The 24,658-nt window shown below is 67.4% G+C and carries 24 protein-coding genes and 1 riboswitch; of the genes, 9 read left to right on the plus strand and 15 right to left on the minus strand.

Going from position 1 to position 24,658, the window contains the following annotated elements; genetic code table 11:
- The coding region (locus AC1DFE_RS20575; protein ID WP_476907720.1) for a Gfo/Idh/MocA family oxidoreductase at positions 1 to 442 on the minus strand (442 nt) is incomplete at its 3' end.
- Between the two features lie 184 nt (positions 443 to 626).
- On the opposite strand from AC1DFE_RS20575, the gene AC1DFE_RS20580 reads away from it, so the two are divergent.
- Both AC1DFE_RS20580 and AC1DFE_RS20585 read left to right on the plus strand, forming a co-directional pair.
- Complete coding sequence (locus tag AC1DFE_RS20580) at positions 627 to 1,676, plus strand: LacI family DNA-binding transcriptional regulator (protein WP_476907721.1); 1,050 nt, start codon at positions 627 to 629, stop codon at positions 1,674 to 1,676.
- A gap of 15 nt (positions 1,677 to 1,691) precedes the next feature.
- Positions 1,692 to 2,003 carry a putative quinol monooxygenase gene (locus AC1DFE_RS20585; protein ID WP_476907722.1) on the plus strand — a complete coding sequence of 104 codons (312 nt, stop codon included), beginning with the start codon at positions 1,692 to 1,694 and terminating at the stop codon, positions 2,001 to 2,003.
- A gap of 65 nt (positions 2,004 to 2,068) precedes the next feature.
- On the opposite strand, the gene AC1DFE_RS20590 is transcribed toward AC1DFE_RS20585, so the two are convergent.
- Positions 2,069 to 3,091, minus strand: coding sequence for a LacI family DNA-binding transcriptional regulator (locus tag AC1DFE_RS20590; protein WP_476907723.1), 1,023 nt, complete (start codon positions 3,089 to 3,091; stop codon positions 2,069 to 2,071).
- A gap of 124 nt (positions 3,092 to 3,215) precedes the next feature.
- On the opposite strand from AC1DFE_RS20590, the gene AC1DFE_RS20595 reads away from it, so the two are divergent.
- Together AC1DFE_RS20595 and AC1DFE_RS20600 are read left to right on the plus strand one after the other, a co-directional pair.
- A complete protein-coding gene (locus AC1DFE_RS20595; protein ID WP_476907724.1) occupies positions 3,216 to 4,394 on the plus strand; it encodes a Gfo/Idh/MocA family protein in 1,179 nt (392 codons plus the stop codon).
- Positions 4,391 to 5,413: a sugar phosphate isomerase/epimerase family protein gene (locus tag AC1DFE_RS20600; protein ID WP_476907725.1), complete on the plus strand. Its 1,023-nt coding sequence runs from the start codon at positions 4,391 to 4,393 to the stop codon at positions 5,411 to 5,413. Before AC1DFE_RS20595 ends, AC1DFE_RS20600 begins: the two co-directional genes overlap by 4 nt.
- A 15-nt stretch (positions 5,414 to 5,428) precedes the next feature.
- Here AC1DFE_RS20600 and AC1DFE_RS20605 read toward each other — a convergent pair whose 3' ends face one another.
- The 5 genes from AC1DFE_RS20605 to AC1DFE_RS20625 form a co-directional block, all read right to left on the minus strand.
- Complete coding sequence (locus AC1DFE_RS20605; protein WP_476907726.1) at positions 5,429 to 5,959, minus strand: YbhB/YbcL family Raf kinase inhibitor-like protein; 531 nt, start codon at positions 5,957 to 5,959, stop codon at positions 5,429 to 5,431.
- Between the two features lie 9 nt (positions 5,960 to 5,968).
- Positions 5,969 to 6,934, minus strand: a complete 966-nt coding sequence (locus AC1DFE_RS20610; RefSeq protein ID WP_476907727.1) for a carbohydrate kinase family protein — start codon at positions 6,932 to 6,934, stop codon at positions 5,969 to 5,971.
- Between the two features lie 52 nt (positions 6,935 to 6,986).
- On the minus strand, positions 6,987 to 8,165 hold the full coding sequence (locus AC1DFE_RS20615) for a fatty acid desaturase family protein (protein ID WP_476907728.1): 1,179 nt from the start codon (positions 8,163 to 8,165) through the stop codon (positions 6,987 to 6,989).
- Positions 8,166 to 8,179: 14 nt separating this feature from the next.
- On the minus strand, positions 8,180 to 9,298 hold the full coding sequence (locus AC1DFE_RS20620; protein ID WP_476907729.1) for a ferredoxin reductase: 1,119 nt from the start codon (positions 9,296 to 9,298) through the stop codon (positions 8,180 to 8,182).
- Between the two features lie 426 nt (positions 9,299 to 9,724).
- Positions 9,725 to 10,546, minus strand: coding sequence for an alpha/beta hydrolase (locus AC1DFE_RS20625; protein WP_476907730.1), 822 nt, complete (start codon positions 10,544 to 10,546; stop codon positions 9,725 to 9,727).
- Positions 10,547 to 10,750: 204 nt separating this feature from the next.
- Here AC1DFE_RS20625 and AC1DFE_RS20630 point away from each other — a divergent pair, with 204 nt between their 5' ends.
- Positions 10,751 to 11,857, plus strand: a complete 1,107-nt coding sequence (locus AC1DFE_RS20630) for a GTP pyrophosphokinase (RefSeq protein ID WP_476907731.1) — start codon at positions 10,751 to 10,753, stop codon at positions 11,855 to 11,857.
- A gap of 210 nt (positions 11,858 to 12,067) precedes the next feature.
- A riboswitch (cyclic di-AMP (ydaO/yuaA leader) is annotated at positions 12,068 to 12,233 on the plus strand.
- A gap of 3 nt (positions 12,234 to 12,236) precedes the next feature.
- Entirely contained in the window at positions 12,237 to 12,968 is a 732-nt protein-coding gene (locus AC1DFE_RS20635; RefSeq protein ID WP_476907732.1) for an NlpC/P60 family protein, read from the plus strand.
- Positions 12,969 to 13,191: 223 nt separating this feature from the next.
- On the opposite strand, the gene AC1DFE_RS20640 is transcribed toward AC1DFE_RS20635, so the two are convergent.
- A complete protein-coding gene (locus AC1DFE_RS20640) occupies positions 13,192 to 14,331 on the minus strand; it encodes a GGDEF domain-containing protein (RefSeq protein WP_476907733.1) in 1,140 nt (379 codons plus the stop codon).
- 157 nt (positions 14,332 to 14,488) lie between these two features.
- Between AC1DFE_RS20640 and AC1DFE_RS20645 the strand changes: the two genes are divergently transcribed.
- Positions 14,489 to 15,505, plus strand: coding sequence for a bile acid:sodium symporter family protein (locus AC1DFE_RS20645; protein WP_476907734.1), 1,017 nt, complete (start codon positions 14,489 to 14,491; stop codon positions 15,503 to 15,505).
- Here the strand turns inward: AC1DFE_RS20645 and AC1DFE_RS20650 are convergent.
- The 6 genes from AC1DFE_RS20650 to AC1DFE_RS20675 form a co-directional block, all read right to left on the minus strand.
- A complete protein-coding gene (locus AC1DFE_RS20650) occupies positions 15,502 to 16,881 on the minus strand; it encodes an LLM class flavin-dependent oxidoreductase (RefSeq protein WP_476907735.1) in 1,380 nt (459 codons plus the stop codon). The genes AC1DFE_RS20645 and AC1DFE_RS20650 overlap by 4 nt on opposite strands.
- Before the next feature lie 38 nt (positions 16,882 to 16,919).
- A complete protein-coding gene (locus tag AC1DFE_RS20655; RefSeq protein WP_476907736.1) occupies positions 16,920 to 17,843 on the minus strand; it encodes an ABC transporter permease in 924 nt (307 codons plus the stop codon).
- Positions 17,843 to 18,751: an ABC transporter ATP-binding protein gene (locus tag AC1DFE_RS20660; RefSeq protein WP_476907737.1), complete on the minus strand. Its 909-nt coding sequence runs from the start codon at positions 18,749 to 18,751 to the stop codon at positions 17,843 to 17,845. The genes AC1DFE_RS20655 and AC1DFE_RS20660 overlap by 1 nt, the downstream gene beginning before the upstream one ends.
- Positions 18,752 to 19,134: 383 nt before the next feature.
- Positions 19,135 to 19,773 carry a LacI family DNA-binding transcriptional regulator gene (locus tag AC1DFE_RS20665; RefSeq protein ID WP_476907762.1) on the minus strand — a complete coding sequence of 213 codons (639 nt, stop codon included), beginning with the start codon at positions 19,771 to 19,773 and terminating at the stop codon, positions 19,135 to 19,137.
- A gap of 62 nt (positions 19,774 to 19,835) precedes the next feature.
- The gene (locus tag AC1DFE_RS20670) at positions 19,836 to 20,669 is read right to left on the minus strand and encodes a hypothetical protein (RefSeq protein WP_476907738.1); all 834 of its coding nucleotides are present in this window, start codon (positions 20,667 to 20,669) and stop codon (positions 19,836 to 19,838) included.
- Position 20,670: 1 nt separating this feature from the next.
- Complete coding sequence (locus tag AC1DFE_RS20675) at positions 20,671 to 22,404, minus strand: multicopper oxidase family protein (RefSeq protein ID WP_476907739.1); 1,734 nt, start codon at positions 22,402 to 22,404, stop codon at positions 20,671 to 20,673.
- Between the two features lie 448 nt (positions 22,405 to 22,852).
- Here AC1DFE_RS20675 and AC1DFE_RS20680 point away from each other — a divergent pair, with 448 nt between their 5' ends.
- A complete protein-coding gene (locus AC1DFE_RS20680; RefSeq protein WP_476907740.1) occupies positions 22,853 to 23,086 on the plus strand; it encodes a hypothetical protein in 234 nt (77 codons plus the stop codon).
- Positions 23,087 to 23,130: 44 nt separating this feature from the next.
- Here AC1DFE_RS20680 and AC1DFE_RS20685 read toward each other — a convergent pair whose 3' ends face one another.
- A complete protein-coding gene (locus AC1DFE_RS20685; protein WP_476907741.1) occupies positions 23,131 to 23,880 on the minus strand; it encodes a LysR family transcriptional regulator substrate-binding protein in 750 nt (249 codons plus the stop codon).
- An 81-nt stretch (positions 23,881 to 23,961) separates the two neighbouring features.
- Here AC1DFE_RS20685 and AC1DFE_RS20690 point away from each other — a divergent pair, with 81 nt between their 5' ends.
- The gene (locus AC1DFE_RS20690) at positions 23,962 to 24,360 is read left to right on the plus strand and encodes a DUF5997 family protein (RefSeq protein ID WP_476907742.1); all 399 of its coding nucleotides are present in this window, start codon (positions 23,962 to 23,964) and stop codon (positions 24,358 to 24,360) included.
- Positions 24,361 to 24,658 lie beyond the last annotated feature (298 nt).

Consider the following 24,658-nt stretch of genomic DNA (forward strand, 5'->3'; position numbering starts at 1 on the left):
ACACGACGCCGGCCTCTTCCGCGCGCTTGGCGAGGGCCGGTCCGGCCAGGGCGTCGGCCTCGACCGTGACCATAATGATGTGCTTCTTGGTTTCGATCGCGCGGAGTGCGTGCTTCACGCCCACGATCGGGTTGCCGGTCGCTTCAACGATGACGTCGATGTCCACGTCAAACAGTTCATCGGCGTTAGCCACGATGGTGGTGGAACGGTTCGCCAGTGCGGTGCTGATGTCCGGCGCGATCTGGTTCCGGGGCCAGCCGACCAGCTCGAATGCGCCTTCCGCCCGCTTCACGTTGATGTCAGCGATGGCCACAACATGGATGCCCGGGATGTTGTTTGCCTGGGCGAGGTACATGGTGCCGTACCGGCCGGCTCCGATGAGGCCCACGCGGATGGGACGGCCCTGGTTCTCGCGGTCGCTCAGAAGCTTGTGAAGGTTCATGGGGATCTCTCTTATTGGATGTCCGACCGAAGAGAGATAGCCGTCCACCCTGGGGGTGGAGCACCTCTTCGTCGCAGTTGCTGTGATCTGGGTTACCGAGTGGAACCGGTTCCACTTTTGTACCAGTCAGTGTTAAGCTGTGTCAACATGAGTCGGTGAACTGCGCCGGCCGCTAGGAGGAGCATTGAAGAAGGCGCCCACTATCCGCGACGTGGCGGCAGCGGCGGGAGTCTCGGTGTCCGTGGTGTCGCGGGTGCTCAACCCCGACTCCGGCCCGGTGGCGCCGGCCAAGCGCGAACAGGTCCTGAATGTCATCAGTGAACTCGGGTACCGTCCCCGCGCTGCGGCGCGCGAACTCAGCGCGGGCCACACCCTCACCGTTGGCCTGGTGGTCACGGACCTCGCCAACCCGTTCTTCGCCCAACTGGCCGACCGTGTGGTCTGGGAGGCCCGCAGCCATGGCGTTCAGGTTGTGGTCATGACCACTCAGGAGGACCCGCACCTTGAGGCCGAATCCCTGGACACGCTCCTTGACCGTTCGGTGGGCGGCGTCATCGCAACACCAACGGGCGGAAATGTCGAGAAATGGGACCGCCTGCGGGACCTCGGGGTGAACGTGGTTTTCGTCGACCGCACCATTGAGGACCTCAGCGACGTCGACGTCGTCAGCATCGAAAACTCCGACTCAGCCCGGCGCGCAACCGAGCACCTCATCGCCCTGGGCCACGAGCGGATCGCCCTCATCACCGGCCCCGCAAACACGTCAACCGGGCGTTCCCGGATCGGCGGCTACCGGGCCGCCCTCGACAGTGCCGCGATCACGCCCGACCCCATGCTGGTCAGGGACGTTCCCTTCCGCGGCGATGGCGGGGGCGACGCCGTCGGGTCCCTCCTCGCGTCCCCGGATGCCCCCACCGGACTGATCGTCGGCAATACCGCCCAGGTGCAAAGCTCGGTCCGGCGCCTCGTCCAGATGGGCGTGCGGATACCCGAGGACCTGTCGGTTATCGTCTTTGACGACAACCCGTGGACCGAACTGACAAGCCCCCCGCTCAGCGTGATCCGGCAGCCGATCGGCATGCTCGCGGTGCATTCCCTTGAACTCGTCCTCGGACGGATGCAGGGCCGGCTTCCCGTCGGCGCCAAGACCATCGAAGTCAAGGCGGATTTCGTGCCGCGCAGCAGCTGCGCGGCACCGGCCCGCCTCGCCACCAGCAAGTCCGCAACCAAATAAGGAAAAGGAAAACCCATGACCGTAGTTGTCACCGCCATGTTCACGCCCAAGGAAGGTGCCTTCGCTGACGTCGTAGCCGCCCTCTCCCCCGCCATCGCGGAGGTCCACGAGGAGCCGGGCTGCGAACTGTACGCCATCCACGAAGCCCCGAACGGCCAGATCGTCATGATCGAAAAGTGGGAGAGCGCCGAACTCCTCGACGCCCACGGCGCCGGCGACGCCGTCAAGCGCCTGAACGCCTCACTCGAGGGGCTCCTGGAGGAGCCGGTGGAAGTGACCCGGCTGGCCGCAATTCCCGCGGGCACCAGCACGCAAGGTGCGCTCTAACCTGAAGGACGACGATGCCCCCGCCCGTGTAATTCAGGCGGGGGCACCGCTTTGCCTGCGGCTACTCAGGCCGGGGGCGCCGCCGAACCCCTGACCACCAGCTCCGGGTCCACAAGCTTCGTCCGGACCGGCAGTTCCGGATCCCTCATGCGGTCCAGCAGGGCCTTCGCAGCCCCGGCACCCACCTCGCCGTTCCGGCCGTCGATGGTGGTCAGGCGCAGCAGGTTCGCTGACGCAAGCGGCGAATTGTCGTAACCGATCAGGGACAGATCCTCCGGAATCCGCCTGCCGCGATCCCGCGCCGCGCCCGCCACACCCATCGCCATCACATCGTTGGCAGCAAAAATCGCCGTGAGCCCGGGGTTTTGATCCAGCAGCTTCAGCGCGCCCTCGTAGCCGTCCGGCTCCATCGTCAGCCCGTGGCCCTGCGCGATGTCCGGCCGCAGCCCGTGTGCGCGCATCGCGGACTCGAACCCCTGAGCCCGCAGACGGGCGGCCCCTCCCCCGCCGGTCACATGCCCGATTTCCCTGTGCCCCAGCCCGATCAAATGCCCGGTGGCCAGGCGGCCGCCGGCCTCGTCGTCATTGGCGACCATATCCGCTCCCGGGACAACGAGGTCGCGGTTGCCTGCCACTACCGCAGGTACGTCGACGGCGGCGAACATCGCCTCCGTGGGCTCGGTCGCGATCACTATGCCGTCCACCCGCAACGACATAAGGCCGTCCACCGGCGTCCGGTCCAGATGGGCGTTAAAGGAGGGGTCGGCTACTGCCACGCGGAAGCCTAGGGGGGCGAGTTCATCGTGCAGCCCGCCCAGCAGGCCGACGAACCAGAGGTTCCGGTAGTCATCCAGAACGACGCCGATGGTCCGGGACCGGTTGCCGGCCAGCGTTGCTGCCGCCCGGCTCGGTCGGTAGTTCAGCCGTTCGATCGCTTCCTCCACGGCGGCCCGGCGGGCGGCCGAGACGCCGGGCGCACCGCGCAGGACCAACGAAACCAGGGATTTCGACACCCCGGCCGCGGAGGCGACGTCGTAAATGTTCGGGCGTTTGCCGGTCTCCTGGGTCACCCTGCAATTGTCACTCATATGCCGACCCTTTTGGAATATTGACAGGACAAAGTCTCACCTCTATCGTTTTGTGGAGCGCTCCATTTGCGTCCCACGTCACAGCGGCTGAGTCCCGCAAAGCCCGTTTCAAAGGAGAAAACCAATGCCCAGAGATCTCGGCGTAGCCGTCATCGGGGCGGGCATGGCCGGCAAGGCCCACGCCGCCGCCTTCCGCACCGCCTCCGCCCTGTACAACCCGGTCCTCCCGCCGATCCGGTTGGTCTCCATCGGGGACGTGAATGCGGAGTTCGGCTCCCTCGCCGCACGGCGCTTCGGCTACGAGCGCAACGACACCTCATGGCAGGCCATCGCCGGGGCTGATGACATCGACATCGTCAGCGTGGTCATCGCCAACTCGCTGCACCGGGAGGTAGTGGAGGGCCTCCTTGCCGCCGGCAAGCACGTCCTGTGCGAGAAGCCGTTGAGCGACACGCTGGAGGACGCACGGGCCATGGCCCACGCGGCCCGGAACGCCTCCTCGATCGCGCGCATCGGCTTCACCTTCCGCCGCACCCCGGGCATCGCGTACATCCGCGACCTCATCCGGAACGGAACCCTGGGCAAGGTGCTGCACTTCAGCGGCCGCTACTGGACTGACTACGGCTTCAGCCCGGATGCGCCCATGAGCTGGCGCTACAAGGGCGGTCCCGGCTCCGGCGCGCTGGCCGACGTCGGAAGCCACCTGGCATACGTTTCCGAGTTCCTCTGTGGCGACATCAAGTCCATCAGTGGCGGCCGCCTCAGCACGGCGATCGACATGCGCCCCCTGCCGCTGGGCGCCGTCATCGGACACGACCACGCCGCCGTCAGCGACACCTACGAGGCCGTGGAGAACGACGACTACGCAGCCTTCTCCGCCGAATTCGAAAACGGCGCCGGCAGCTTCGAAGTCTCCCGCGTCGCAGCGGGCCACGCCAACAGCCTAAACTTCGAGGTCTTCTGCGAGAACGGCTCCGCAAAGTTCGACCAGCGCCGCCCTGCAGAGATCCAGCTGTTCCTCAACGACGGCTCCGGCCACGAGAACGGTTACCGCCAGGTCATCCTCGGCCCGGGCCACCCCTACATCGCCGGCGGCCTGGCCATGGACGCCCCCGAGGTTGGCTTCGGCCAGAACGACGCCTTCGCCTACCAGTCGCGTGCGTTCCTCGAAGAGGTCGCAGGCCTCAGCGAAGTCGAATCCCTGCCGCGCTGCGCCACCTTCGACGAAGGCGTCCGCAACATGGAACTGCTCGCCGCGGTCACCGAATCAGCCCTGAACGACGGAAAGAAGATCACGCTATGAAGCTTGGCGTCTACAACGCGATACTGCACGACCGCCCGCTGCCCGAGGCCCTGAAGGTCGTCGCCGACCTGGGCCTGACGGGCATCGAAATCAACTCCGGCGGGTTCCTGCCCGCGGTGCACGTCCCCACCTTCGACGACATCCTCGAAAGCGAAGCCGCGCGCGATGACTACCTGGCGATCTTCGAAGGCACCGGCGTCTCCATCGCGGGACTGAACTGCAACGGCAACCCGCTGCACCCCAACCGCGTGATCGGCGACAAGCACGCCGAGGACATCCGCCGCTCCATCCGCCTGGCCCACCGTCTCGGACAGAACCGCGTAGTCACCATGTCCGGCCTCCCCGGCGGGGAACCCGGAGCCACCGTGCCGAACTGGATCGTCAACGCCTGGAACTCCGCAGCACTGGACGTGCTGGACTACCAGTGGGGCGTCGCCGCAAAGTTCTGGAAGGAAACGGACCGACTCGCCGCCGACCTCGACGTAAAAGTCGCCCTGGAACTGCACCCGCAGAACCTCGTCTTCAACCCCGCCGACATGTACAGGCTGGTCGAAATGACCGGCGCCACCCACGTGGGCGTGGAACTCGATGCCTCCCACCTGTTCTGGCAGCAGATGGACCCGGTGGCCGTGGTCCGCGAACTCGGGCCCCTGGTCTTCCACGCCGCAGCCAAGGACGTGCGCGTCAACAAAGACACCGCCGCCGTCTACGGCGTCCTCGACAACCGCTTCCGCCGGCTCTCCCCCGAGGAGAACCGCACCAACCTCGGCGGCGACGAATGGGCCAACGAATGGCCCAAGCCCGCCGCTTGGGACTTCGTCGCCCTCGGCAAGGGCCACGACACCGCCTACTGGACCGAATTCCTGCGCGCCCTCCACGAAGTGGACCCCGACATGCTCGTCAACATCGAACACGAAGATGTCGAACTCGGCCGCATCGAGGGCCTCGAAGTCGCATCGAAAGTTTTGAAGGAGGCGGACGCCGCACTGGCCGCCTCCCTGGTCAATCAAGCGCCTTGAGAATGGCCGTCTGGGTTAGCGCTCGAAGACCCCGGTGAGCGTGGCCGTGCCCAGCAAATGACGGGCGAGTTCGGAACCCAGTCCGGCAGGCTTCGCCCCTGCACCGCCCGGCAGCTCCTCGGCATCCAGCGCGTAGACCGTGACGATGTAGCGGTGCCTGCCGTGTCCCGGCGGCGGGGCCGCCCCCAGGTAGCCGCGGAAGCCGGCGTCGTTCTTCAGCTGCACGGCGCCAGGCGGGAGCTGCGGGCCGCCCTCGGCCCCGGCGCCTTCCGCCAGGGAGGTGGTGTCGGCGGTGAGGTTCAGGACCGCCCAGTGCCAGAACCCGCCGGCGCCCGGCGCGTCCGGATCAAACACTGTGACGGCGTAGCTCCGGGTTCCGTCCGGCGCCCCGCTCCAGCTCAGCTGCGGGGACTCGTCGGCGCCGCCGGCGTGCATCCTTCCGCTGCGCTGCGGCGGCGGCAGGGTCCCGCCGTCCTCGAAGGACCGGCTGGTGAGCGCGAACGCGGGGACGTCCGGCAGGTTGGAAAACGGGCCCGGCGATGTCATGGCTGCTCCTCAGGTGGTGGGAACTTCGGCTTCCTCTGCTGCTGCTTCGACGCGGTTGATCTCAGCCCGGGTGGGCGGATTGGCGCCGGCTCGGGAGACGGTCACTGCTGCGGCGCGGGAGGCATGGGCGAGGAGGGCGGTAAGCCCCGCTGCCGGGAGCGCCCGCAGGTCCGCCCGGTTCTGGGCGCCGTCCAGGCCGCGGTCCACCACACCGGAAAGCAGCGCGGCCATGAAGGAATCCCCTGCACCCACGGTGTCCGCGACCTCCACGCGGGGTGCGGCAAACTCGGCCTCGCCCGCGGCGGTGATCCCCCACGGCCCCCCGGCGCCGCGCGTCACCACCACCATGGCCGGACCTTCCGCCCCGCCAAGCGTCAGCCAGCGGCGCGCGGACTCCAGCGGGTCCACGCCGGGGTAGAGCCAGGCGAGGTCCTCGTCGGAGGCCTTGACGACGTCCGAGAGGGTCACAAACTTTTCCGCCTGCCGGCGGGCATATTCGGCGTCCGTGATGATGCTGGGGCGGCAGTTGGGGTCAAAGCTGATGGTCGACGCCGGGTGGGCATGTTCGACGGCGGCCAGCACCTCCGCGGCGCCGGGCGCCAGCATGGTGGCGATGGAACCGGTGTGCAGCAGTGTGGTTCCCTGCAGCATGAACGGCAGCCGTTCCGCCAGGCCGGGGAGCTCCCAGGCGAGGTCGAACGTGTAGGTGGCGGCGCCGTCATCGTCCACCAGCGCGGTGGCCACGCTGGTGGGCAGCCCGTCCGGGGCCTGCGGGAGCATGACGGAACTCGCCCTCAGATGGGCGGCCACCGACTCGCCGTAGGCGTCCCGGCCGTACCGGCCGACGAACTGCACCGGATGCCCCAGGCGGGCGAGCCCGACGGCGACGTTGAGCGGGCTGCCGCCCACATGGGCTTCGATTCCGGAGCTGCGCTGGACCACGTCAACGAGGGCCTCGCCGATAACAGTGAGCATGGTCATACTCTGCCAGAGAACGCCGCCCGGCGCTCGGGTGCCCCGCGGCGGGTTAAGCCTTCTTCCCCGGCAGGGCGAGCTTGAAGACCTTCGCCCAGGAGGACCCCACCTGCTTCAGCAGCGGCCCGGTGGTGTACGGCAGGCCGTAGCGCCGGCAGATTTCCTGCACCTTCGGCGCCACTTCCCCGTACCGGTTGGACGGCAGGTCCGGGAACAGGTGGTGTTCGATCTGGTGGGAGAGGTTGCCGGTCATGATGTGCATGAACTTGGAGCCGGAGATGTTGGCCGAGCCGATCATCTGCCGGACATACCAGTCGCCGCGGGTCTCGCCCTCGACCATTTCCTCGGTGAAGGTGTCAGTCCCCTCAGGGAAGTGACCGCAGAAGATCACGGCGTGGGCCCAGACGTTGCGGACGGCGTTGGCGGTGAGCGTGCCGAGGAGGGCCTGCTTGCCCGACCCGGTCAGCATGGCCACCGCCGGGGTGGCGGCGTAGTCCTTGGTGAACTGTTTGAGGGCCTTGATGCCGAGGGCCTTGAGGTCCCGGGCCATGTCCTCCTTGCTCTTCTTGCCCTCCTTGTATTCGACGAGCTCGAGGTCGTAGACGGCAATGCCCCATTCGAAGATCGGGGCGAGGATCGCGTTGTACAGCGGGTTGCCCAGGGCGCGGGGGGTCCAGGGCTGGTCCTCGTCCATGCGCAGCAGGTTGTATCCGACGTCGTTGTCCTTGCCCACCACGTTGGTCCAGCGGTGGTGCAGGTCGTTGTGGGTGTGCTGCCAGGAGCGCGCCGGGGTTACGAAGTCCCATTCCCAGGTGGTGGAGTGGATGTCCGGATCGCGCATCCAGTCCCACTGGCCGTGCAGGATGTTGTGGCCGATCTCCATGTTTTCGAGGATCTTGGCCAGGCTGAGCAGGCTGGTGCCGGTGACCCAGGCGGCCTTATTGCGGCCGGCCAGCAGGGCTGCCCTGCCGGTGATCTCCAGTCCGCGCTGGATCTTGATCACCCGGCGGATGTAGGCGGCGTCGGAGGCCCCGCGCTTGGCGAGAATCTCATCCTTGATGGCGTCCAGCTCACGGCCGAGCTCGGCCACCTGCTCGTCGGAAAGGTGAGCTGCGGCCGGCGGGCGCACGGCCGGCCTGCCGGAGGTGGCCAGGGCCCCCGGCCGCGGTTTCGGGGCTGGCTTCTCGGTGGACGTTGCAGTCGCGGCTGTGCGATCAGATATTGCAGTCATGCTGGTGATGCTCCTCAGATGTCGAGGTTAACGGGTCCGGCAGCTGCCGAAACGCACGTCTGGATTAGTTGGCCCGGCTCACCGTGGACTTCGCCGGTTCGCAGGTCCCGGACCTGCCCTGCACGCAGGGGCAGCAGGCAGCTATGGCAGATGCCCATGCGGCAGCCGCTGGGCATGAGGACGCCGGCGTCTTCGCCGACGTCGAGAAGGGGGGTATCGCCGTCGGCCTCCACCTCGCGGTCAGAGGCCTCAAAGGTGACCAGGCCGCCGTCGTGCCCAACACCCCCCAGCAGGCTGGTGTTGAAGCGTTCGATGATGAGGTTGACCGGGTCCGCGGCGAAGGGGCCCGTGGCCGCGCTTGTGCGTGATGACTTGGGGTCCTTGGAATGGGCGGCCGCCTCGGCGGCCCACAGGGCCTCCGCGTCGTCGAGGAACCCTTCCGGGCCGCAGGCGTAGGCGGCGCGGCGGCGCCAGTCGGGGCACAGGGTGTCCAGTGCGGCGGCCGTGCCGAAGTCCACCCGGCCGCCTTCCCCCGTGTACCAGTGGTTGACGCGGAAGTTGGGAAACTGGTCCGCGAGCTCGGACAGTTCCTCGCGGAAAATGCTGTCCTCCGGCCTGCGGGCGGAATGGATCAGCACCACATCGGCGTCGGGACGGTGCGGCACGAGCGTGCGGACCATGGACATCACGGGGGTGATGCCGCTGCCGGCGGTGAGCATCAGGAGCGGCCGGGGGTGTTCGGGGAGCACAAAGTCGCCCTGCGGGGGCGCCAGGAACAGGACGTCGCCTGGCCGGGTGTTGCGGACCAGGACACCGGACACGGCACCCATGTCGCTCACGGTGATGGCGGGATCCTCGCCTGCCGGGGCACTCAGAGAATAGGAACGCCAGTGCCGGACGCCGTCGAGCTCCACGCCGATCCGCGCCCACTGGCCGGCCTTATGGGCCTTCCAGCCGCGGCCGGGCCGGAAATGGATCGTGGCTGAATCCGCTGTCTCGGGGACAACCTTGGTGACCACGCCGCGCAGCTGCCGGGCCGAGAACACCGGGTCAAAAAGCGCGAGGATATCCTCCGGGGCGAGGGGAGTTGTCAGGACAGACGCGGCGCGCGCCAATTTGCGGAGCCGGATCACGCCGTCCGCTTCCTACCGGGCTCACCCATGTGTATCTCCTAGTGAAACCCATGATCGAAATGTGCTGACTATCCCCCAACTACAAGAGTCCCCCATGCCGGTGCCACGAGCAACCGGCGTCCGCATCGCGGGGCGCAGGGCCTCCCGGCCGCTCCCCGGCGGCTGCATCCTGCTCATCGGCTGAGCCCTACTCATCGGCCGGGTACGGGCGGCCATGAGTTCGCTGCTGGAGGGTTCCGGCGGCGGCGTAAGCGTGCAGATCGGGGCGATGGCAGTGAGATCAGACAAGGCAAGGTCCCTCCGTTGTGACGGCTGCAGTGTTCGCGGTTGATGATAAGCATACTTACCGCCGGAGTGCATGTCCCGGCTCAGCCCACACCAGTGCAACGAACGGACGTCGGAGGAGTTCCCCGTCCAGGCGGACGCCTAGAGCTGCAGCAGCTCCTGCACCAGCTCACGGCATTTCCGGTAGGACGGTGCCTTCGGGTCGATCAGCGCGAAATGGTCGCCGGGGACCTTGACCACCTGGACCGGGGCTCCGGCTGCGCGGGCGGCCGTGGCGTAGGCCTCGGACTGGCTCACCGGCACGGTGTCGTCCTCGAGCCCGTGAACCGCGTAGACCGGGATGGCGAGCGGGACGGCACTCATCGGGTCGGCGTATTTGTGGCGCTTGGGGTACCTTTCGGCAGATCCGCCCAGTAAGTTGCTGACGGCGCCGTTGCTGAGGTCTAGCCATTCCGCCTGCGCGAGGTTGAGCAGCCCGGACTGGCTGACCACGCCGGTCAGGTGGACGGCCTCACCGTTCAGGTTCCTGGCGACCTGCCGGTCGGCGTCCGCCGTACCAAGTGCGGCAAGCCGGTCCCTTCCGGCTGCCCAGACGGCCAGGTGTCCGCCGGCCGAGTGCCCCAGCGCCACCACGCGGTTCAGGTCAAGGTCGTGCTCGCCGGCCACCTCACGGAGCTTGTCGATACCGGCGAGGACATCCTCAAATGTCCGCGGCCAGCCGCCGCCGTCACCCGCCCGCCGGTACTCCAGGTTCCAGGCCACGATGCCGTGCGCCGCAAGGTCTTTCGCCACCGGCTCACCCAGCTCGGCGCCGTACTGCGAGCGCCAGTAGCCTCCGTGGATCACCACTACGATGCCGCGCGGGGAAGGCGGCTTGCCGTTGCGAGCAGCGGGTGTTTCCGGCAGGAAGAGCTCGCCCCATTGGCTGGGGTGCTCACCGTAGTGGTACTTCTGCCGCTTCACTGCATCCTCCTTGGATCCTTCGGACAGGGCGCCGGGCCCCTCCTTGCCGCCTCCCGTGTTCCCGGCATCCGGGGTTGCAGGGCACGACGGCGCACAACAGCCATGTGCCGAGCCTACAGGGACGCCGCTTCCGTGGGGCGGAAGGGGCTGCAGTGGCGCGGGTGTCACCGGCGCTGCTGCGCACCGTCTTGATAGTTTGGAGGCATGGCAAGCAACTGGGATCGCCTGGACGTCACTCAGCGCGACTCCGTGCAGGAAAACGTGGAACTCTATGAGCGCGTCCGGCCTGCCCTGAAGCTGGTCACCCGGGAGACCATGCAGATACTGCGGAGCATGCTCAAGGACACCGAGGTCACCCCGCTGTTCGTGACCGGCCGGACCAAATCGGTGGACTCCTTCCGGGAAAAGATCTCCCGGACCGACGAACCGCTGGAAGAGGGCGGGCAGCGGCTGCTGAAATTCCCGGACCCGTTCCGCACCCTCAACGACATGGTGGGCGTCCGCGTCATCACCAAGCTGCCGGCTGAAAATGCCATGGTGGCCAACCTGATCAAACGCCAGCGGCACCTCTTCGACTGCCGGGGGGACCGCGAAAAGGACATCGGCTCCATCGAATCCGGAACCTACGGTTATTCCAGCCGGCACCTGATCCTGCGCACCATCCAGAACGACGTGGTGAAGAACTACCAGCAGGTCTTCAACCCCGAGGTCCAGCCCAACGGCAGCTACTTCTTCGAATGCCAGATCCGCACCGTGTTCGCGCACGCCTGGAGCGAGATCGAGCACGACATCCGGTTCAAGGCCGAGGACCCGCGGGCGTGGACGCCGCACTTCGACCGCCAGTTCACGGCCACCGCCGCCATGCTGGAGACCGTGGAGACCGCCTTCGCCGACCTGCACGAACGGTACGAGGAGGTCCGCAGCTACTGGGACATGGAGGGCGAGGGCGCGGCGCAGCTCACGCCCAACCGCATCCGCGATGTCTGGCGCGCCCTGCTCCCCCATGTGGACCGGAAAGTAGATGATGACTGGGGATGGGCGGCCGAACTCCTGGCGGCCCACGGACTCAAGCAGACCGTCCAACTCGCTGGACTACTCAGCGCCAACCGGATCACCGAGGTCCGCAGGGCCCTTGACCACCGCTACTCCCCCGGCCCGGACCGCCTGCTGGATGACCTCCTGCTGTGGCAGTACGGCACTAAGCACATCGACCTCACCGCAGAGGCGCCCGACGCCGTCCCCCACCCGCGGCGCGACAGCCTCCTGCGGCGGCTGAGGCAGATCGAGCGCTACCGCCAGACCAAGAAATAGAGTGCTGGCAGGCTAGAGACAGGAGAGTGAGGTTCGACACACCAATCAATGCCTAATTCCATACATGACGTGGGCCAACGGGACATGAACGACACGGCCCCGTTACCTTAATGTGACATTGGGCGAAGCCTCCCGTACGGTGGAAAACGTGCCTTTTTCACCGAGGAGGCACTCCCGCGCTGATTGCCTAACTCTGCCGCAGCCCGAGGAACCATTCGATTACCCATGTCCGGCAGAGACGGGGAAACCACTTTTCGGCCCGCTTGAAGCGGGCCTTGGGGTGAAGCCGCGCAGTTCCTGACCACGCTCAGGACAGCGGCCGGGTGCCTCCCATCCGAATCCGACAGCTCACCTCGCAGGCACCGGGAGAGGCTTCTTCATGTCGTTCCGCTTTATTTCTGGCCGCCGTGCTGCGGCCATCCTTGCAGCATCCGGCCTCGCCTTCACCGGCAGCGTCGCAGCCAATGCCGCCAACGCTCCGGCCCAGCAGACGAAGGCTCCGGCCGCCGCTGTGACGGCCAACCAGACTCAGGTACCCCTGAACGCTGCCTCCAGCGTCAAGATCGAGTTCGAACGCCCCGCGGTCAAGTCGGCGCCGGCTCCCGTGGCGGCAGCGCCCGTCTTCGCAAAGCCTGCCGTCAAGCCGGCCGCGAAGAAGGCAGCGGCACCTGCCGCCGCACCCGTGGCACCTGCCGCGGCTCCCAAGGCTGCAGCTGCGCCGGCCGCACCCGCACCGAAGATCACAGTCAAGGCCGCGGCTCCCGCCCCGAAGACGCCCGTGAAGGCGGCGGCGGGCGTCAACGCCGCGATGCTGGCGTCAGCCTACGCCCAGATCGGCATCACGCAGGACTGCACCGCCATGGTGGAAAAGGCCCTCGGCGCCGCCGGAATCCATGTGGGTGACCTCGCGCCGATGCAGTTCCTGAGCTACGGCAAGGTCGTCTCCACCCCGCAGCCCGGCGACATGGTGGTCCAGTCCGGCCACGTGGCCATCTACGCCGGCGGCGGCAAGGTCGTCAGCGGCGGCATGAACGGCATCAACGCCACCATGGCCCACCCGCTGTCCTGGCTCACCGCCACGGGCCCCGTCACCTTCGTGCGCGCGGCCTAAGCAGGGCTAAACAAACCGCCGTGTTCCGCTGCCTTGGGGGCGGCGGAACACGGCTATCCCAAGGTGCCCCCACCTTTCTCCAAGGATGGCGGAACACACTGGCTATGCCTGATGAAAGACCGCAGTCTCCGGCTGCGAGTCAGGATCGCCGGATCCGGCTTGTCCCCCATGCATTCCGGATCCGGTGCCTGCCGGCAGCAGGGACAGACAACCACCGACCCGTTTAGCCCCTGACCGTGCGGTTCCGCCCCTGTGACTTCGCTTCATACAGCGCGACGTCGGCAGCGGCGATCACTTCGTCGAGGTCGGCGGTTTCCGCGTTGTAGATGGAAATGCCGTAGCTGACGGTCGGCATCCGCAGCAACTCCGGAATGTGCTGTTCCGCCAGCCTCCTGCTGATTTCGGCCGCGATGATTTCCGCGCTCTTCGGGCCGGCACCGGGGAGCAGGAGGATGAACTCCTCACCCCCGTAGCGCCCGGCAAGGTCCGTGGACCGGGCCGACGCGCCGCACGCCTCGGCAAAGGCCTGGAGCGCAAGATCACCGGCCGCATGGCCGAAGGTGTCGTTGACCGACTTGAAGTGGTCCAGGTCCGCCAGGATCAGTGAGCCTCCGCTGTTGGCGGCCTTGCTGCGGTCCAGCTCTTCGGCCGCTGCTTCCAGGAAGGCGCCGCGGTTGAGAAGGCCCGTGAGCCCGTCCTGGGTAGCGACCGTCCGCAGCGCCCGTGTCTGCTGCTCGGTGCTCAGGCCCGCCATGCTGAAGGACACCACCACCAGCAGCACCATGGTGACCATGGTGGTCACCGCCGATCCGAAATAGGTGGCAAAGACGGGACCGTCTGGCCCTTCGATGAGGAACACCGCCAGACGGCACAGGTAGAAGAAGGCCACCCCGCCCGCCGCGATGGCCATGGGGATCCTCACCCGGGAGTAGCCGGGTTCCAGCCGCCACAGCTCGTGCGACGCCAGGCCGATGAGCACGGCCATCGACGCCAGGAAGACGCCACCGCCTGCCCAGGTATTGGATCCCGGACTGTCGAGAGCCGCCGCGGCGCCGGCGAGGACCGGCAGTGCAACGGACAGCCACAGGTTGTGCCTCAGGTTCCGCAGGGAGCGCGCCCCGGCCCACACCCCGGCAGCGCCGGACACCAGCAGGACGTTGCCCAGCGGATTGGCCCAGACCTGCTGCGGCGTGCCGTTGAGGAGAAAGGACGCCGAGCCGGAGAGGAACAGGAGCAGGGCGGCGCACCACCACGCGCTGTAGGGCGAGCGGGTGCTGCGGAAAGTGGAAAAGTAGAACAGCAGCGCCAGAATCAGGGCCATAGCCGCGAAGGCGACCCGCAGTGTGGCCGTGTCTAGGATCATCCCGTCCCCTTGAATCCCGATCCAGTGCAATCCAGTATCGCACCGGGAGCCACCGGGGTCCCGCCGTGGCGCGGAGAAATTTCACCATCACGACACATTTGTCAGACATCAGTTCACGAACTGGGCCGTAGGGCCCCTGCGGTGCCAGCATTATTGAATGCTTGAGGCAACAAAAAACCCCGTATCCGCTTCCCCGGCCGCGGAAGCCGACGCGCCCCTGAACCCGGCCCTCGCCGCGGAAGCCAGAATTGCGCGCGTCGCGGTGACCGTCTTCCCCCTTCTGGTGCTCGCCGCTGGCGTGGCAGGATTCCTGCTTCCCGGCGCCTTCAAACCGTTGGGCACGGCGGTCCCGTACCTGCTGGGAATCATCATGTTCTGCATGGGCCTGACGCTGACGCCGCCCGACTTCACGGCGGTCGCGCGCAGGCCCTGGGCAGTGGTGCTCGGCATCGTGGCGCACTACGTGATCATGCCCGGCGCCGGCTGGGCGATCGCCACCCTCCTCCACCTGGAGCCTGCGCTGGCAGTGGGGCTGATCCTCGTGGGCTGCGCGCCCTCAGGCACCGCCTCCAACGTGATGGCGTTCCTGGCCAAGGGCGATGTTGCCCTGTCCGTGGCCGTCGCCAGCGTTTCGACGCTCATCGCCCCGGTGGTCACGCCCGTCCTGGTGCTGTTCCTGGCCGGTTCCTTCCTGACCATCGACGCCGGCGGCATGATGCTGGACATCGTCAAGACCGTCCTGCTCCCCGTGATCGCGGGCCTGCTGGCCCGGCTGTTCCTCAAGAACCTCGTCGCCAAGGCGCTGCCGGCGCTGCCCTGGGCATCCGCCGTCGTAATTTCCCTCATCGTGGCGGTGGTGGTGGCGGGAAGCGCCAGCAAGATCCTGGCTGCCGGCGGCATTGTGTTCCTAGCCGTGGTGCTGCACAACGGCTTCGGCCTCGGCCTCGGCTACCTGGCCGGCAAGCTGGGCCGCCTGGACGACAAGGCGCGCAGGGCCCTCGCGTTCGAGGTGGGCATGCAGAACTCCGGCCTGGCGGCGACGCTGGCCACCGCACACTTCACCCCGCTGGCCGCCCTGCCGTCCGCCGTGTTCTCCCTCTGGCACAACATCTCGGGCGCCATCGTCGCTGCCTGGCTGGCCCGCAGGCCTCTTCAGGAGCAGCTGGAGAACTAAGCCGCCGGCTCAGCGGAGCCCGCAGCGGCGAACACGCTGGCGGCCCGGGGCAGGCCGTAGTGCTCACGCAGCGTATTCCCCGTGTAGTGCCGGCGGAACAGTCCCCGGGACCGCAGGATCGGAATGACGTGGTCCACGAAGGCGTCCAGTCCCGACGGCAGCACCGGCGGCATGATGTTGAAGCCGTCCGCCGCGCCCTTCTCAAACCACTCCTGGATGGCGTCCGCCACCTGCTCGGGCGTTCCGGAGAAGGTGCGGTGCCCGCGGCCGCCTCCCAGCCTGCCGATGAGCTGCCGGACGGTGAGCCGTTCGCGCCGGGCGAGTTCCACAATCAGCGTGTACCGGCTCTTGGCGCCCTCAATCGCGTCCTCGGAGGGGAGGTCCTCGGGCAGCTGCGCATCCAGCGGGAGGGATTCCGGCGAGACCCGCAACACGCCCGCCAGCTGCTTCCGCGCGTGCTCGGGGTGGATGAGCTCATCGAGCTGCTTCTCCAGCCGCCGCGCCTCGTGCACAGTGGAGCCGATCACCGGCACAATGCCGGGAAGGATCTTGATGTGATCCGGGTTGCGGCCCACGGCGGCCGTCTTCCGCTTGAGGTCGGCATAGAAGCGCTGGGCCTCCGCCAGCGTCTGCTGCGCGGTGAACACCGCCTCGGCATAGCGCGCGGCGAAGTCCTTGCCGTCCTCCGAGGAACCGGCCTGGACGATCACGGGGTGGCCCTGCGGCGGGCGCGGCACGTCCAGCGGGCCCTGGATCCGGAAGTAGCGGCCGGCGTGGTTGACGGTGTGGACGCGGGAGCTGTCCGCCCAGACCCCGGCGCCCTTGTCCCCCACCGCGGCGTCGTCCTCCCAGCTGTCCCAGAGCTTCCTGGCGGCGTCGAGGAACTCGGCGGCGCGCTCATAGCGGCGAAAGTGCGCGGGCTGGTCCTCCAGGGAGAAGTTCCGCGCCGCGGCCTCGCCGGCCGTTGTCACCACGTTCCAGCCGGCCCGGCCGCCGCTGATGTGGTCCAGCGAAGCGAACCGGCGCGCCAGGTTGTAGGGGTCGTTGTAGGTGGTGGAGGCGGTGGCGATCAGCCCGATCCGCTTGGTCACGGCGGCGATGGCACTGAGCAGGACGGTGGGCTCGAGCGTCCCGTAGGGGCGCTGGCGCACGTCGCCATGCAGCACGGGCGAGTCGGCGAAGAAGATCGAGTCGAACGTGCCGCGTTCGGCGGTGCGGGCAAGCCGCTGGAAATGTGCCACCTGGGTGCCGGCGAAGCTGTCGCTTTCGGGCAGCCGCCAGGACGCCTCATGGTGTCCGGTGCTCATCAGGAAGGCATTCAGGTGGAGTTGGCGTGCGCCGCCGTCGCCGGCTTTGACTGGGGTGCGTTCAGGCATGGGATCTGGTTCCTTGTGGGTTGCAGGAGGATGCGGTTCTAGGCGGTGCGCGAGCCGACGGCGGTCCGCCAGCGGGAGAAATGGCGTTCGACGGCGACCAGCAGGTAGTTGACCAGCAGGCCGAGCAGGGACACGGTCAGGATGCCCGCGTACATGTCCGGGATGAGGAAGCTCATCTGGGAATTGACGATCAGGTAGCCGAGGCCGGCCTTGGCCCCGACCATCTCGGCGGCGATCAGGACCAGGATGGAGGAGGTGCCAGCCATCCGGATGCCGGTGAAGATGGTGGGCACGGCGGAGGGAAGGATCACCTTCTGGAACAGCTGGAAGTTGGACAGCCCCAGTGAGCGGGCGGCACGGATCAGCAGCGGGTCCACCGTCCGGACCCCGGCGATGGTGTTCAGCAGCACCGGGAAGAACGCCGCGTAGGCCACGATGCTGATCTTGGACGTCTCCCCGATACCCAGCAGCAGCGTGAACACCGGGAGCAGGGCCAGTGCGGCCGTATTCCTGAAGACTTCCAGCAGCGGGTTGAGGAAGCGGTCAAGGGCGGCGTACCAGGCCACGAGCAGTCCCAGGGCCACGGCCGTCAGCACGGCGATGCCGAAGCCGCTCGCGGAGCGGCTCAGGCTGGCCGCGAGGTGGTTCTGCAGCTGGCCGTTGGCGATGAGTGATCCCAGTGCCTCGAGCACCACATGCAGGGGCGGAAGGAACACCCGCGTCGATGCCGGGGCGAGGTAGGTGGGTCCCAGTTCCCAGAGCAGCAGGAAAAGAATGATCGCCCCGGCGCCCCACACGGCCTTGCCGGCCTGCAGGGCGCGCAGGCGCAGCTTGGCTGCCGGTGTGCTGCCCGGTCCAGGACGCAGCGCCGGATTGGCCCCCGTCGGTGCCTCCAAGGCAGCCGCCGCGGCACCGGGCGGCGTTTCCGTTTTCGCGTCCTCGGTCAGTGTTGGCGTGCTCATCAGGCTGCCTTTCCGGTGGTGGTGGTCCTGGTTTCATCCGGCGCCGTTCCGTCGGGCTGGATCTTTGCGTGCCCGGCTTCCTGGGCACGGCGTACCTCGTCGTGCAGAAGCGACCAGACCTTGTGCCGGTGTTCCACGAAGGCGGGGTTCGAGCGGACGTCCTCGTCACCGGAACGGTCGCCGAGGCCGATGTCCACGATTTCCTTCAGCCGTCCCGGCCGGGAGCTGAGCACGGCCACGCGCTGGCCCAGGTAGACGGCCTCGTCGATGCCGTGAGTGATGAAGATGATGGTCTTGCCCGTGGCGGCCCAGATGCGGAGCAGTTCGGTTTGGAGCTGCTCGCGCGTCTGGGCGTCCAGGGCAGCGAAGGGTTCGTCCATCAGCAGGATGTCCGGCTCGTAGGCCAGGCTGCGGGCAATGGCCACACGCTGCTTCATCCCGCCGGACAACTCGTGCGGGTACCGGTCTGCAAATCCACCGAGGCCCACGAGCTCGAGGTATTCGCGGGCTTTCTCCGCCCGTTCCTTGCCGGTGTAGCGCTTCCCGTCGCTGCCGGTGCCTTCCAGGCCGAAGGACACGTTGGCTGCCGCCGTACGCCAGGGGAACAGCGCGTATTGCTGGAATACGACGGCGCGGTCCCGGCCGGGACCGGTGACTTCCCTGCCGTCCACCAGCACCTGGCCGGTGTCCGGTTTGGTCAGCCCCGCCAAGAGGTCCAGGAGGGTGGTCTTGCCGGAGCCGCTGGGGCCCACCAGGGTGATGAATTCGCCTGTGGAGACGTCAAGGGAGATGCCGTCCAGGGCGGTCAGGACTGCCCCTTCCGGGTTGTCCTTGCTGGGCCGCACTGTGAACTTCTTGGTGATGTTTTGAAGGCTGATTTTCGGTATCGGCCCGATTCCGGAGGTCATGGTGTGCTTCCCTTCAGCAGGTCGTTCAAGGCGTTTGGTGTCCACCATGAGAGCAGAGATGGACCACCGCTTGAAGGGCGCGGTCACGAGGGGAAACGCGGCGTAACCTGCCGGCCGGAGCGGCGGCATGCGGCTCCGGGACGCGGGAGGACCCGAAAGGAAACAGGGCGTAAGCGCGGGCGTCTTCCGGCGACACCGGATGACGCATGGCGACAGAAACGGGCTGGGAATGCTGGCCGATGTTGCGGCGAGCTACGGACGGTGACAGTGCAATGACACAGCCGTGGCGGCCAACGCCGCCCGCCCCTTGCGGCGAATGCGGGCAGGGCCAGGCCGATTGTTACGCGGTTGCCCTCACCGGGCCAGCTGCCTCCGCCGGGCCATTAGAAGCCGGGCAGCTGCTCGGCAAAAACACCGACGGCGGACAGCACCTCGTTCAGCAGCTGCAGCGCACCACCGCCGAGCATGGCATTTCCGCTGAGGCGCTTCCACGAGGCGGGAGCCGCCGCGGCCTGGGCAGCAGCGTAGCCCGCGATCCGGTCCATCAGCAGCGCGACGGCCTGTTCGGCGTGGACGGATTCGGAGATGACCACCTGTGCGATCCCGCGCCTGGCCAGTTCAGCGATGGCGTGGTCCTCTTCCTCGCTGGTGGGGAGGACGCCCACGATGACGCCGTCGGCACCGCCGGCCAGCATGAACTGCCGCCACGACTGACCGAGCAGGATGACCGGCTGGTAGCCGTGCCGCGGAAGTATCGCGGCGGCGGCCGTGGCCAGGGCCCGGTCGGGCGGCCACTCCAGGTCCTCAATGGCGATGGCCACCAGGTCCGTCTTGCCGCGGCGCATGCCCCGGGCCGCCTGGTTGGGCACGTAGCCAAGATCGTCGACGGCGGCCATGACGCGTTCCTGCGTGGACGGGCTGATCCGGGTGGTGCCCCCGCTCCTGCCGGACAGCACGTAGGACACCGTCGTCAGCGAGACCCCGGCCCGTTCGGCAACGTCCCGGATGGTGGGGCTGGACATGCTCCTCACTGTTTTGCTCCTATCGTTCCTGTCCGCGCCGTTTCCGGTTTGGATTTAGCGTGTCATTCCGTGTGCGCGTGTATTGCCTGGCCTTCGAGCTGTTCCGCATCCCAGGGCGGTTCGGCGGCCATGTCCACGCCGGTTCCGGACGCGGACCGGGGACCTACGCTCACGTCGGCAGTGGGAGTGTGCGCCTGCCGGCCGATGCCTTCACGGACGCTCTCGACGGTTTCGTCGCCGAGCAGGGGGCCCGTGTAACTGATGGTGAGCTGCCCGCCCTGTGCCACAGTGTCGTAGTTCCCGAGCGCGTCGGAGACTATGCCCTCCCTGTCCACCGCGGCCGACACTGCGGCGGGGTCGGCCGTGGCAACGCTGAAGCGCAGGTCGTGCACCAGGACGGGCAGGACATAGAAGTTCTTCACGCCCAGTTTGCTGGTGTCCTCTTCGGTGACTGCCCGCACAATGGTGCGTCCGTCGTCGGAAGTGGCTGTTGGCGGAAGGGCCACGATGACCTCGGGGACCATCTGCTGCAGCACAGCGGGTTCGAGCACATCAGGCGAGACGGCGGACAGGGCAGTGCCCCGCGCTGCGGCGGCGGCGTCCAGCCGCTTGCGGATACCGGCGACGTCGGCGTCCAGTCCTGTGTGCACGGCGATCACCACCCTGCGGCGGACCATGAGGCCGTCGTAGCTGACAACGGGCCTGCTATTGCCCAGGTCGAGCCCGTCCTCGGACTGCGTCAGGACCCGGTCCGCGGCGTCCGTGGTGCTGGCGGGGCTGCTTGCGGGCGGGGTGGGCGCCGGGTTGGCTGCCGGACTGGACTGGATACCGCCGGTGCAGCCGGCCAGGGAGAAGGCCAGCAGCACCGCCGGCGCGATCAGGAGCGTCCTTTTCATGTCACGTCCCCGCCGGGTAGGCCAGTTTGTACTTCGAGGCGAAATACCCCTCGGGCCTGGTTTCCAGTACGGGCCTGTCGGCGGTGATGGGGTCGTTGTTGCGCGGGTCTCCGACTGCGAACTGGATCATCATGTCGTGGTCTTCGTGCACGAGGTTGTGGCAGTGCACCATGTACCGGCCGCCCTCGTGCTCGCCGGTGTCGAACTGCATCAGGACCGTAACCGATTCGTTTTCGCCGGTGTAGAAGACGTCCTTGGCGCCAGCCTCCCAGGCGAAGGGCTTGCCGCCGTTGGTGTTCCGGCCGATGATCTTGCCGTCGATCAGGTGGATGTGCAGGGGATGGAACCAGCCGCCGGACTCGTTCACGATGGTCCACTGTTCCACCTGGTCCCGCTGGGGGTTCCCGAAGGTGCGCATGAATCCGGATTTTTCGACGTCGTCCCAGGTTTCACCGTTGATGGTCCATTCCCCGCCTTGGCGCTGGACGCGCATGACCCGTTTGGCCACGGCCATGTCCGGGGTCAGGGACATCGGGTCCAGCCCGCCCTTGGCCTTTCGTGGAGAGCCGCCGTTATCCAGCGTGGTGGGGATGGAACTGAGGGTCCGGGACCCGGCCTGGGCGGGGGAATCGGCCACGACCTGGAACTTCATGACCTTGCCGGTGTTGGCGAAGTTGACGTTGTTCTTGTTGCTGAGGTTCCGCAGCTCCACGGTCTGTCCCGGCTTGTACTTGCGGAAGTCGATGAGCACCTCGTACCGTTCGGCGGTGCCCTGCCGCCAGGACGGCACGGCCTGGACCTTGGGAACCATGCCGCAGTCCGTGCCGACGACATAAAACGGGTCGCCGTTGGAGAGGGCGAAGCGGTAGGAGCGGGTGATCGAGCCGACCAGGAACCGGAACCGGTAAATCCGGGGCTTGACCTCCATGGTGGGCCACGGAACACCGTTGACCATGATGACGTCACCCCACAGGCCCGCGTGGCCGTTGTCGTTGTAGCCAAGGGACCCGTCCGCATTGAACATGGCATCCGAGACCATGACCGGCACATCGAACTCACCCTGCGGCAGCTGCGCCTGCTCGTACTGGTCCGTGAGCGCATAGAACGCGGCGAGCCCTGAGTACACGCCCTGGGCCGTATACAGGTGGTTATGGTCGTGGTACCAGAGCGTCCTCCCGGTCTGCCAGTTCGGGTACTGGTAATTCTTTACGTTGCCCGGCGCGGTGCGGTCATTGGCGTACCCGTCGTACTGCGGCAAAGAGGCGGAGCCGTGCAGGTGCGTGACCGAATTAAACGGGGCCGCGTCCAGCAGGCTCTTCGCGGGCATCCGGTTGCTGATCCGCACCTCGGACCGGGTGCCCTGCGGAACCCGGATGGTCGGACCCGGAAAAATCCCGTTATACCCCGCCAAAGTCGTTGACAACCCCGGGACGAAGTTCGCCTTCCCCAACTTCTGCGTCAGTGAATACTTCGCAAAAGGCTTCCCGTCCGCGTCGCGCCCGGTCGAATACGGAACCAATTCCGGCGGCCGGACAAATGTTCGCGTGTAGGGGACCGGCATGTTCTTCGCGGCGAGCCTGCTAGGCGTGGTGGCTGCCCCTGAGGTCGAGGCGGCGTCATCCGCGCCGTGCTTGGCCGGAACACCCGCGAGCGCAGGCCCTCCGTTTGATGCCGTGACGGCGACGGCGCCGCCCAACAAGCTCAATTTCAACACGTCCCTTCGTGCTGTTGCCATGACGTCCTCCCAGACTGGTTGTGATGGCCTCGGCGACGGCGCTGGCGCCGGCCAAATGGTGGAAACACAGTCATGGTGCGCGGTGCCACTCCAGAAAACCTTGGGAAGCTGAGCCCGGGGGCGCATGTCCCACCTGAATAGGTGGGAGGGCCGCCGTCGCCATGGTGCCGCCGGGCCGGCAGTAACAGGGGGTGCGCTGCCGGGCCCGGCGGCCTGGCCGGCTGTTGGCTGGGAGTCCGGCCGACCAGGTGCCATCAGTGTGCCAAGGCGCGCCTGTGGAAAGCACGGGCTACCCTGTGGCCCCACCCTCAAATCAGCTCCCGCAGCCAACCGCGCGGGCGGAACCTCCTAGGTTTGGCCACCCCATACGCCCCGCAGCTGGCGGCACCCGCGGCTAATCACAACAGGCCCGGGGCACACTGCACCAGGAGCAAAGGAGCGTGGTCCCATGCAGGAGGAAGGTCTTCGGCGCCAGATCATGGGCGTCATTACCCACGTCCTCAATGACGAGGCCACCGACGTGGATGTCCGGATGGCGCTGCTGCGGCGTCTCGGCGAGAACCCCGGAAGCCCGGAGCGGGCACTGATGGCGCACCTCCGCGACTGCCGGGCCAGGGCGCCGTCCCGGCTCAGGGAGCCGCCGGGGTGGTCCAACCGCAGGGGTGAACGGGAACCCTTTTGAGCGTGGACCCGTCACCACGGGCACTGGGGCATCACGGCCACTGGCTACCGCTTGCCCTTCTTCCGCGAGCCGCGGCCCTTCCCCTTGTCCGGGTTGGGGGTGTAGCGCTGGGCGACTTTCGGCTTCTGGCCGCCGGCCCCGGCGCCGCTGCCGCGGCGGTCCGGCTTGGGTGCCTTCTTCGGTTTCTCCTGCCGGGCGGACGGCTGCCGTGAGCTCTGCGCAGTACGGCCGCGGACAATGCCGATGAACTCTTCAATGATCTCGTCCGTGGCGTCGCTGGGCCAGGCCAGCGCTATCTCTGTCCCCGGTGCCCCCGTCAGGCGGCGGGCCACTGTGTCCTTGGTGTTGAAATGCCGCGCCACGGACATGGGAAGTATCAGCAGGCCCGCGCCCGACGCCACCACCTGCAGGGCCGTTTCCGGGCCGCCCAGTTCGTCGGCGTCGAGGAAGGTTTCCTCCCCCAGGTCCTCTAGCGCCACGTCCTCGAACACAGTGATTTCGTGGCCCTTGGGCGCCACCACCACGGGCTGTTCCTCGTACAGCGGGATGACGTTCAGGCCTTCGCGCTCCACCGGGAGGCGGACAAAGCTAAGGTCCGCCGAACCGTCGTGCAACACGGAAAGCTGCGAGCCGCCGTCGGACATGAACGACCGCAGGGGAACGTGCGGCATCCGTTCCTCCCAGCGCCGGATCCACTTCCCCGGCGTCACGCCGGCGACGTAGGCAAAGCGGAGCTCGCGCGGCGGGGACTCGGGCGCGGCCGGGTCCAGGGTGGGTTCATCTTCAGCGGGCACACCTTCACAGTACTGCCACCGGCCCGGACCGCGCGGCGCGCGCTGGTCGGGGGAACCTGCCCAGCCGGATACCCTTAATGCATGACCTCTGCTAACTCCCAGTCCATGAAGCCGGCCACCGCTGCCAAGAAACTTGGCATCTACCTGCCCGCGACGCCCCAGGAGTTCCAGGATTCGACCATCACGCGCGCAGAGTTCACCGAGCTGCAGTCCAACCCGCCGGAATGGCTGGCCGAACTGCGCCGCAACGGCCCGCACCCGCGCCCGGTGGTGGCGCAGAAGCTCAACGTCTCCATCAGCGGACTTGCCCGCGGCGGGGTTGAAGAGGCGCTGACGACGGCGGAAATCACCGCGCTGCTGCAGGCTCCCCCCGCGTGGCTGGTTGCCGAGCGGGCCACCCACGCCGCTGTCCGCACAGAAGCCCAGCGGGTCAAGGACGAGGCTGCCAAGAAGGCGGCCAAGCAGGCCCGCCAGGGCTAAAGCTGCCCCGGTTTCCGGCCATTCCCTTGGGGAAACCCGAGATTGTGATCCCCCCGCGCTGGGGGAAGTGGGGATCTCAACCCCGCTGAGGGGTGCGCGTCCCGCTCATGGCTGAACGCCGGACATGCCAGCCCTGACATGGGAAAACCAGCCCTGTTCCCCCTCACGGCCCCTGCATGCGGGGGCCCAATAGGTGCGGCCAGATTGGTGCCGCTGGGCGTTTTTCCAAGCCGAAACGCCCAGCGTTTCCCCAAGGGGACCTATTGATTCTGTGATTGTGCGTGAAGGTCGCGCACCT

It is taken from the genome of Arthrobacter sp. 05T423 (assembly GCF_056396245.1).

Bases quoted from the DNA above. Each gene is read 5' to 3' on its own strand.
- AC1DFE_RS20585 (WP_476907722.1), top strand. From the start codon at position 1,692: ATGACCGTAGTTGTCACCGCCATGTTCACGCCCAAGGAAGGTGCCTTC.
- AC1DFE_RS20590 (WP_476907723.1), bottom strand. From the start codon at position 3,091: ATGAGTGACAATTGCAGGGTGACCCAGGAGACCGGCAAACGCCCGAAC.
- AC1DFE_RS20595 (WP_476907724.1), top strand. From the start codon at position 3,216: ATGCCCAGAGATCTCGGCGTAGCCGTCATCGGGGCGGGCATGGCCGGC.
- AC1DFE_RS20600 (WP_476907725.1), top strand. From the start codon at position 4,391: ATGAAGCTTGGCGTCTACAACGCGATACTGCACGACCGCCCGCTGCCC.
- AC1DFE_RS20605 (WP_476907726.1), bottom strand. From the start codon at position 5,959: ATGACATCGCCGGGCCCGTTTTCCAACCTGCCGGACGTCCCCGCGTTC.
- AC1DFE_RS20610 (WP_476907727.1), bottom strand. From the start codon at position 6,934: ATGCTCACTGTTATCGGCGAGGCCCTCGTTGACGTGGTCCAGCGCAGC.
- AC1DFE_RS20615 (WP_476907728.1), bottom strand. From the start codon at position 8,165: ATGACTGCAATATCTGATCGCACAGCCGCGACTGCAACGTCCACCGAG.
- AC1DFE_RS20630 (WP_476907731.1), top strand. From the start codon at position 10,751: ATGGCAAGCAACTGGGATCGCCTGGACGTCACTCAGCGCGACTCCGTG.
- AC1DFE_RS20635 (WP_476907732.1), top strand. From the start codon at position 12,237: ATGTCGTTCCGCTTTATTTCTGGCCGCCGTGCTGCGGCCATCCTTGCA.
- AC1DFE_RS20640 (WP_476907733.1), bottom strand. From the start codon at position 14,331: ATGATCCTAGACACGGCCACACTGCGGGTCGCCTTCGCGGCTATGGCC.
- AC1DFE_RS20645 (WP_476907734.1), top strand. From the start codon at position 14,489: ATGCTTGAGGCAACAAAAAACCCCGTATCCGCTTCCCCGGCCGCGGAA.
- AC1DFE_RS20650 (WP_476907735.1), bottom strand. From the start codon at position 16,881: ATGCCTGAACGCACCCCAGTCAAAGCCGGCGACGGCGGCGCACGCCAA.
- AC1DFE_RS20655 (WP_476907736.1), bottom strand. From the start codon at position 17,843: ATGAGCACGCCAACACTGACCGAGGACGCGAAAACGGAAACGCCGCCC.
- AC1DFE_RS20660 (WP_476907737.1), bottom strand. From the start codon at position 18,751: ATGACCTCCGGAATCGGGCCGATACCGAAAATCAGCCTTCAAAACATC.
- AC1DFE_RS20665 (WP_476907762.1), bottom strand. From the start codon at position 19,773: ATGTCCAGCCCCACCATCCGGGACGTTGCCGAACGGGCCGGGGTCTCG.
- AC1DFE_RS20670 (WP_476907738.1), bottom strand. From the start codon at position 20,669: ATGAAAAGGACGCTCCTGATCGCGCCGGCGGTGCTGCTGGCCTTCTCC.
- AC1DFE_RS20675 (WP_476907739.1), bottom strand. From the start codon at position 22,404: ATGGCAACAGCACGAAGGGACGTGTTGAAATTGAGCTTGTTGGGCGGC.
- AC1DFE_RS20680 (WP_476907740.1), top strand. From the start codon at position 22,853: ATGCAGGAGGAAGGTCTTCGGCGCCAGATCATGGGCGTCATTACCCAC.
- AC1DFE_RS20690 (WP_476907742.1), top strand. From the start codon at position 23,962: ATGACCTCTGCTAACTCCCAGTCCATGAAGCCGGCCACCGCTGCCAAG.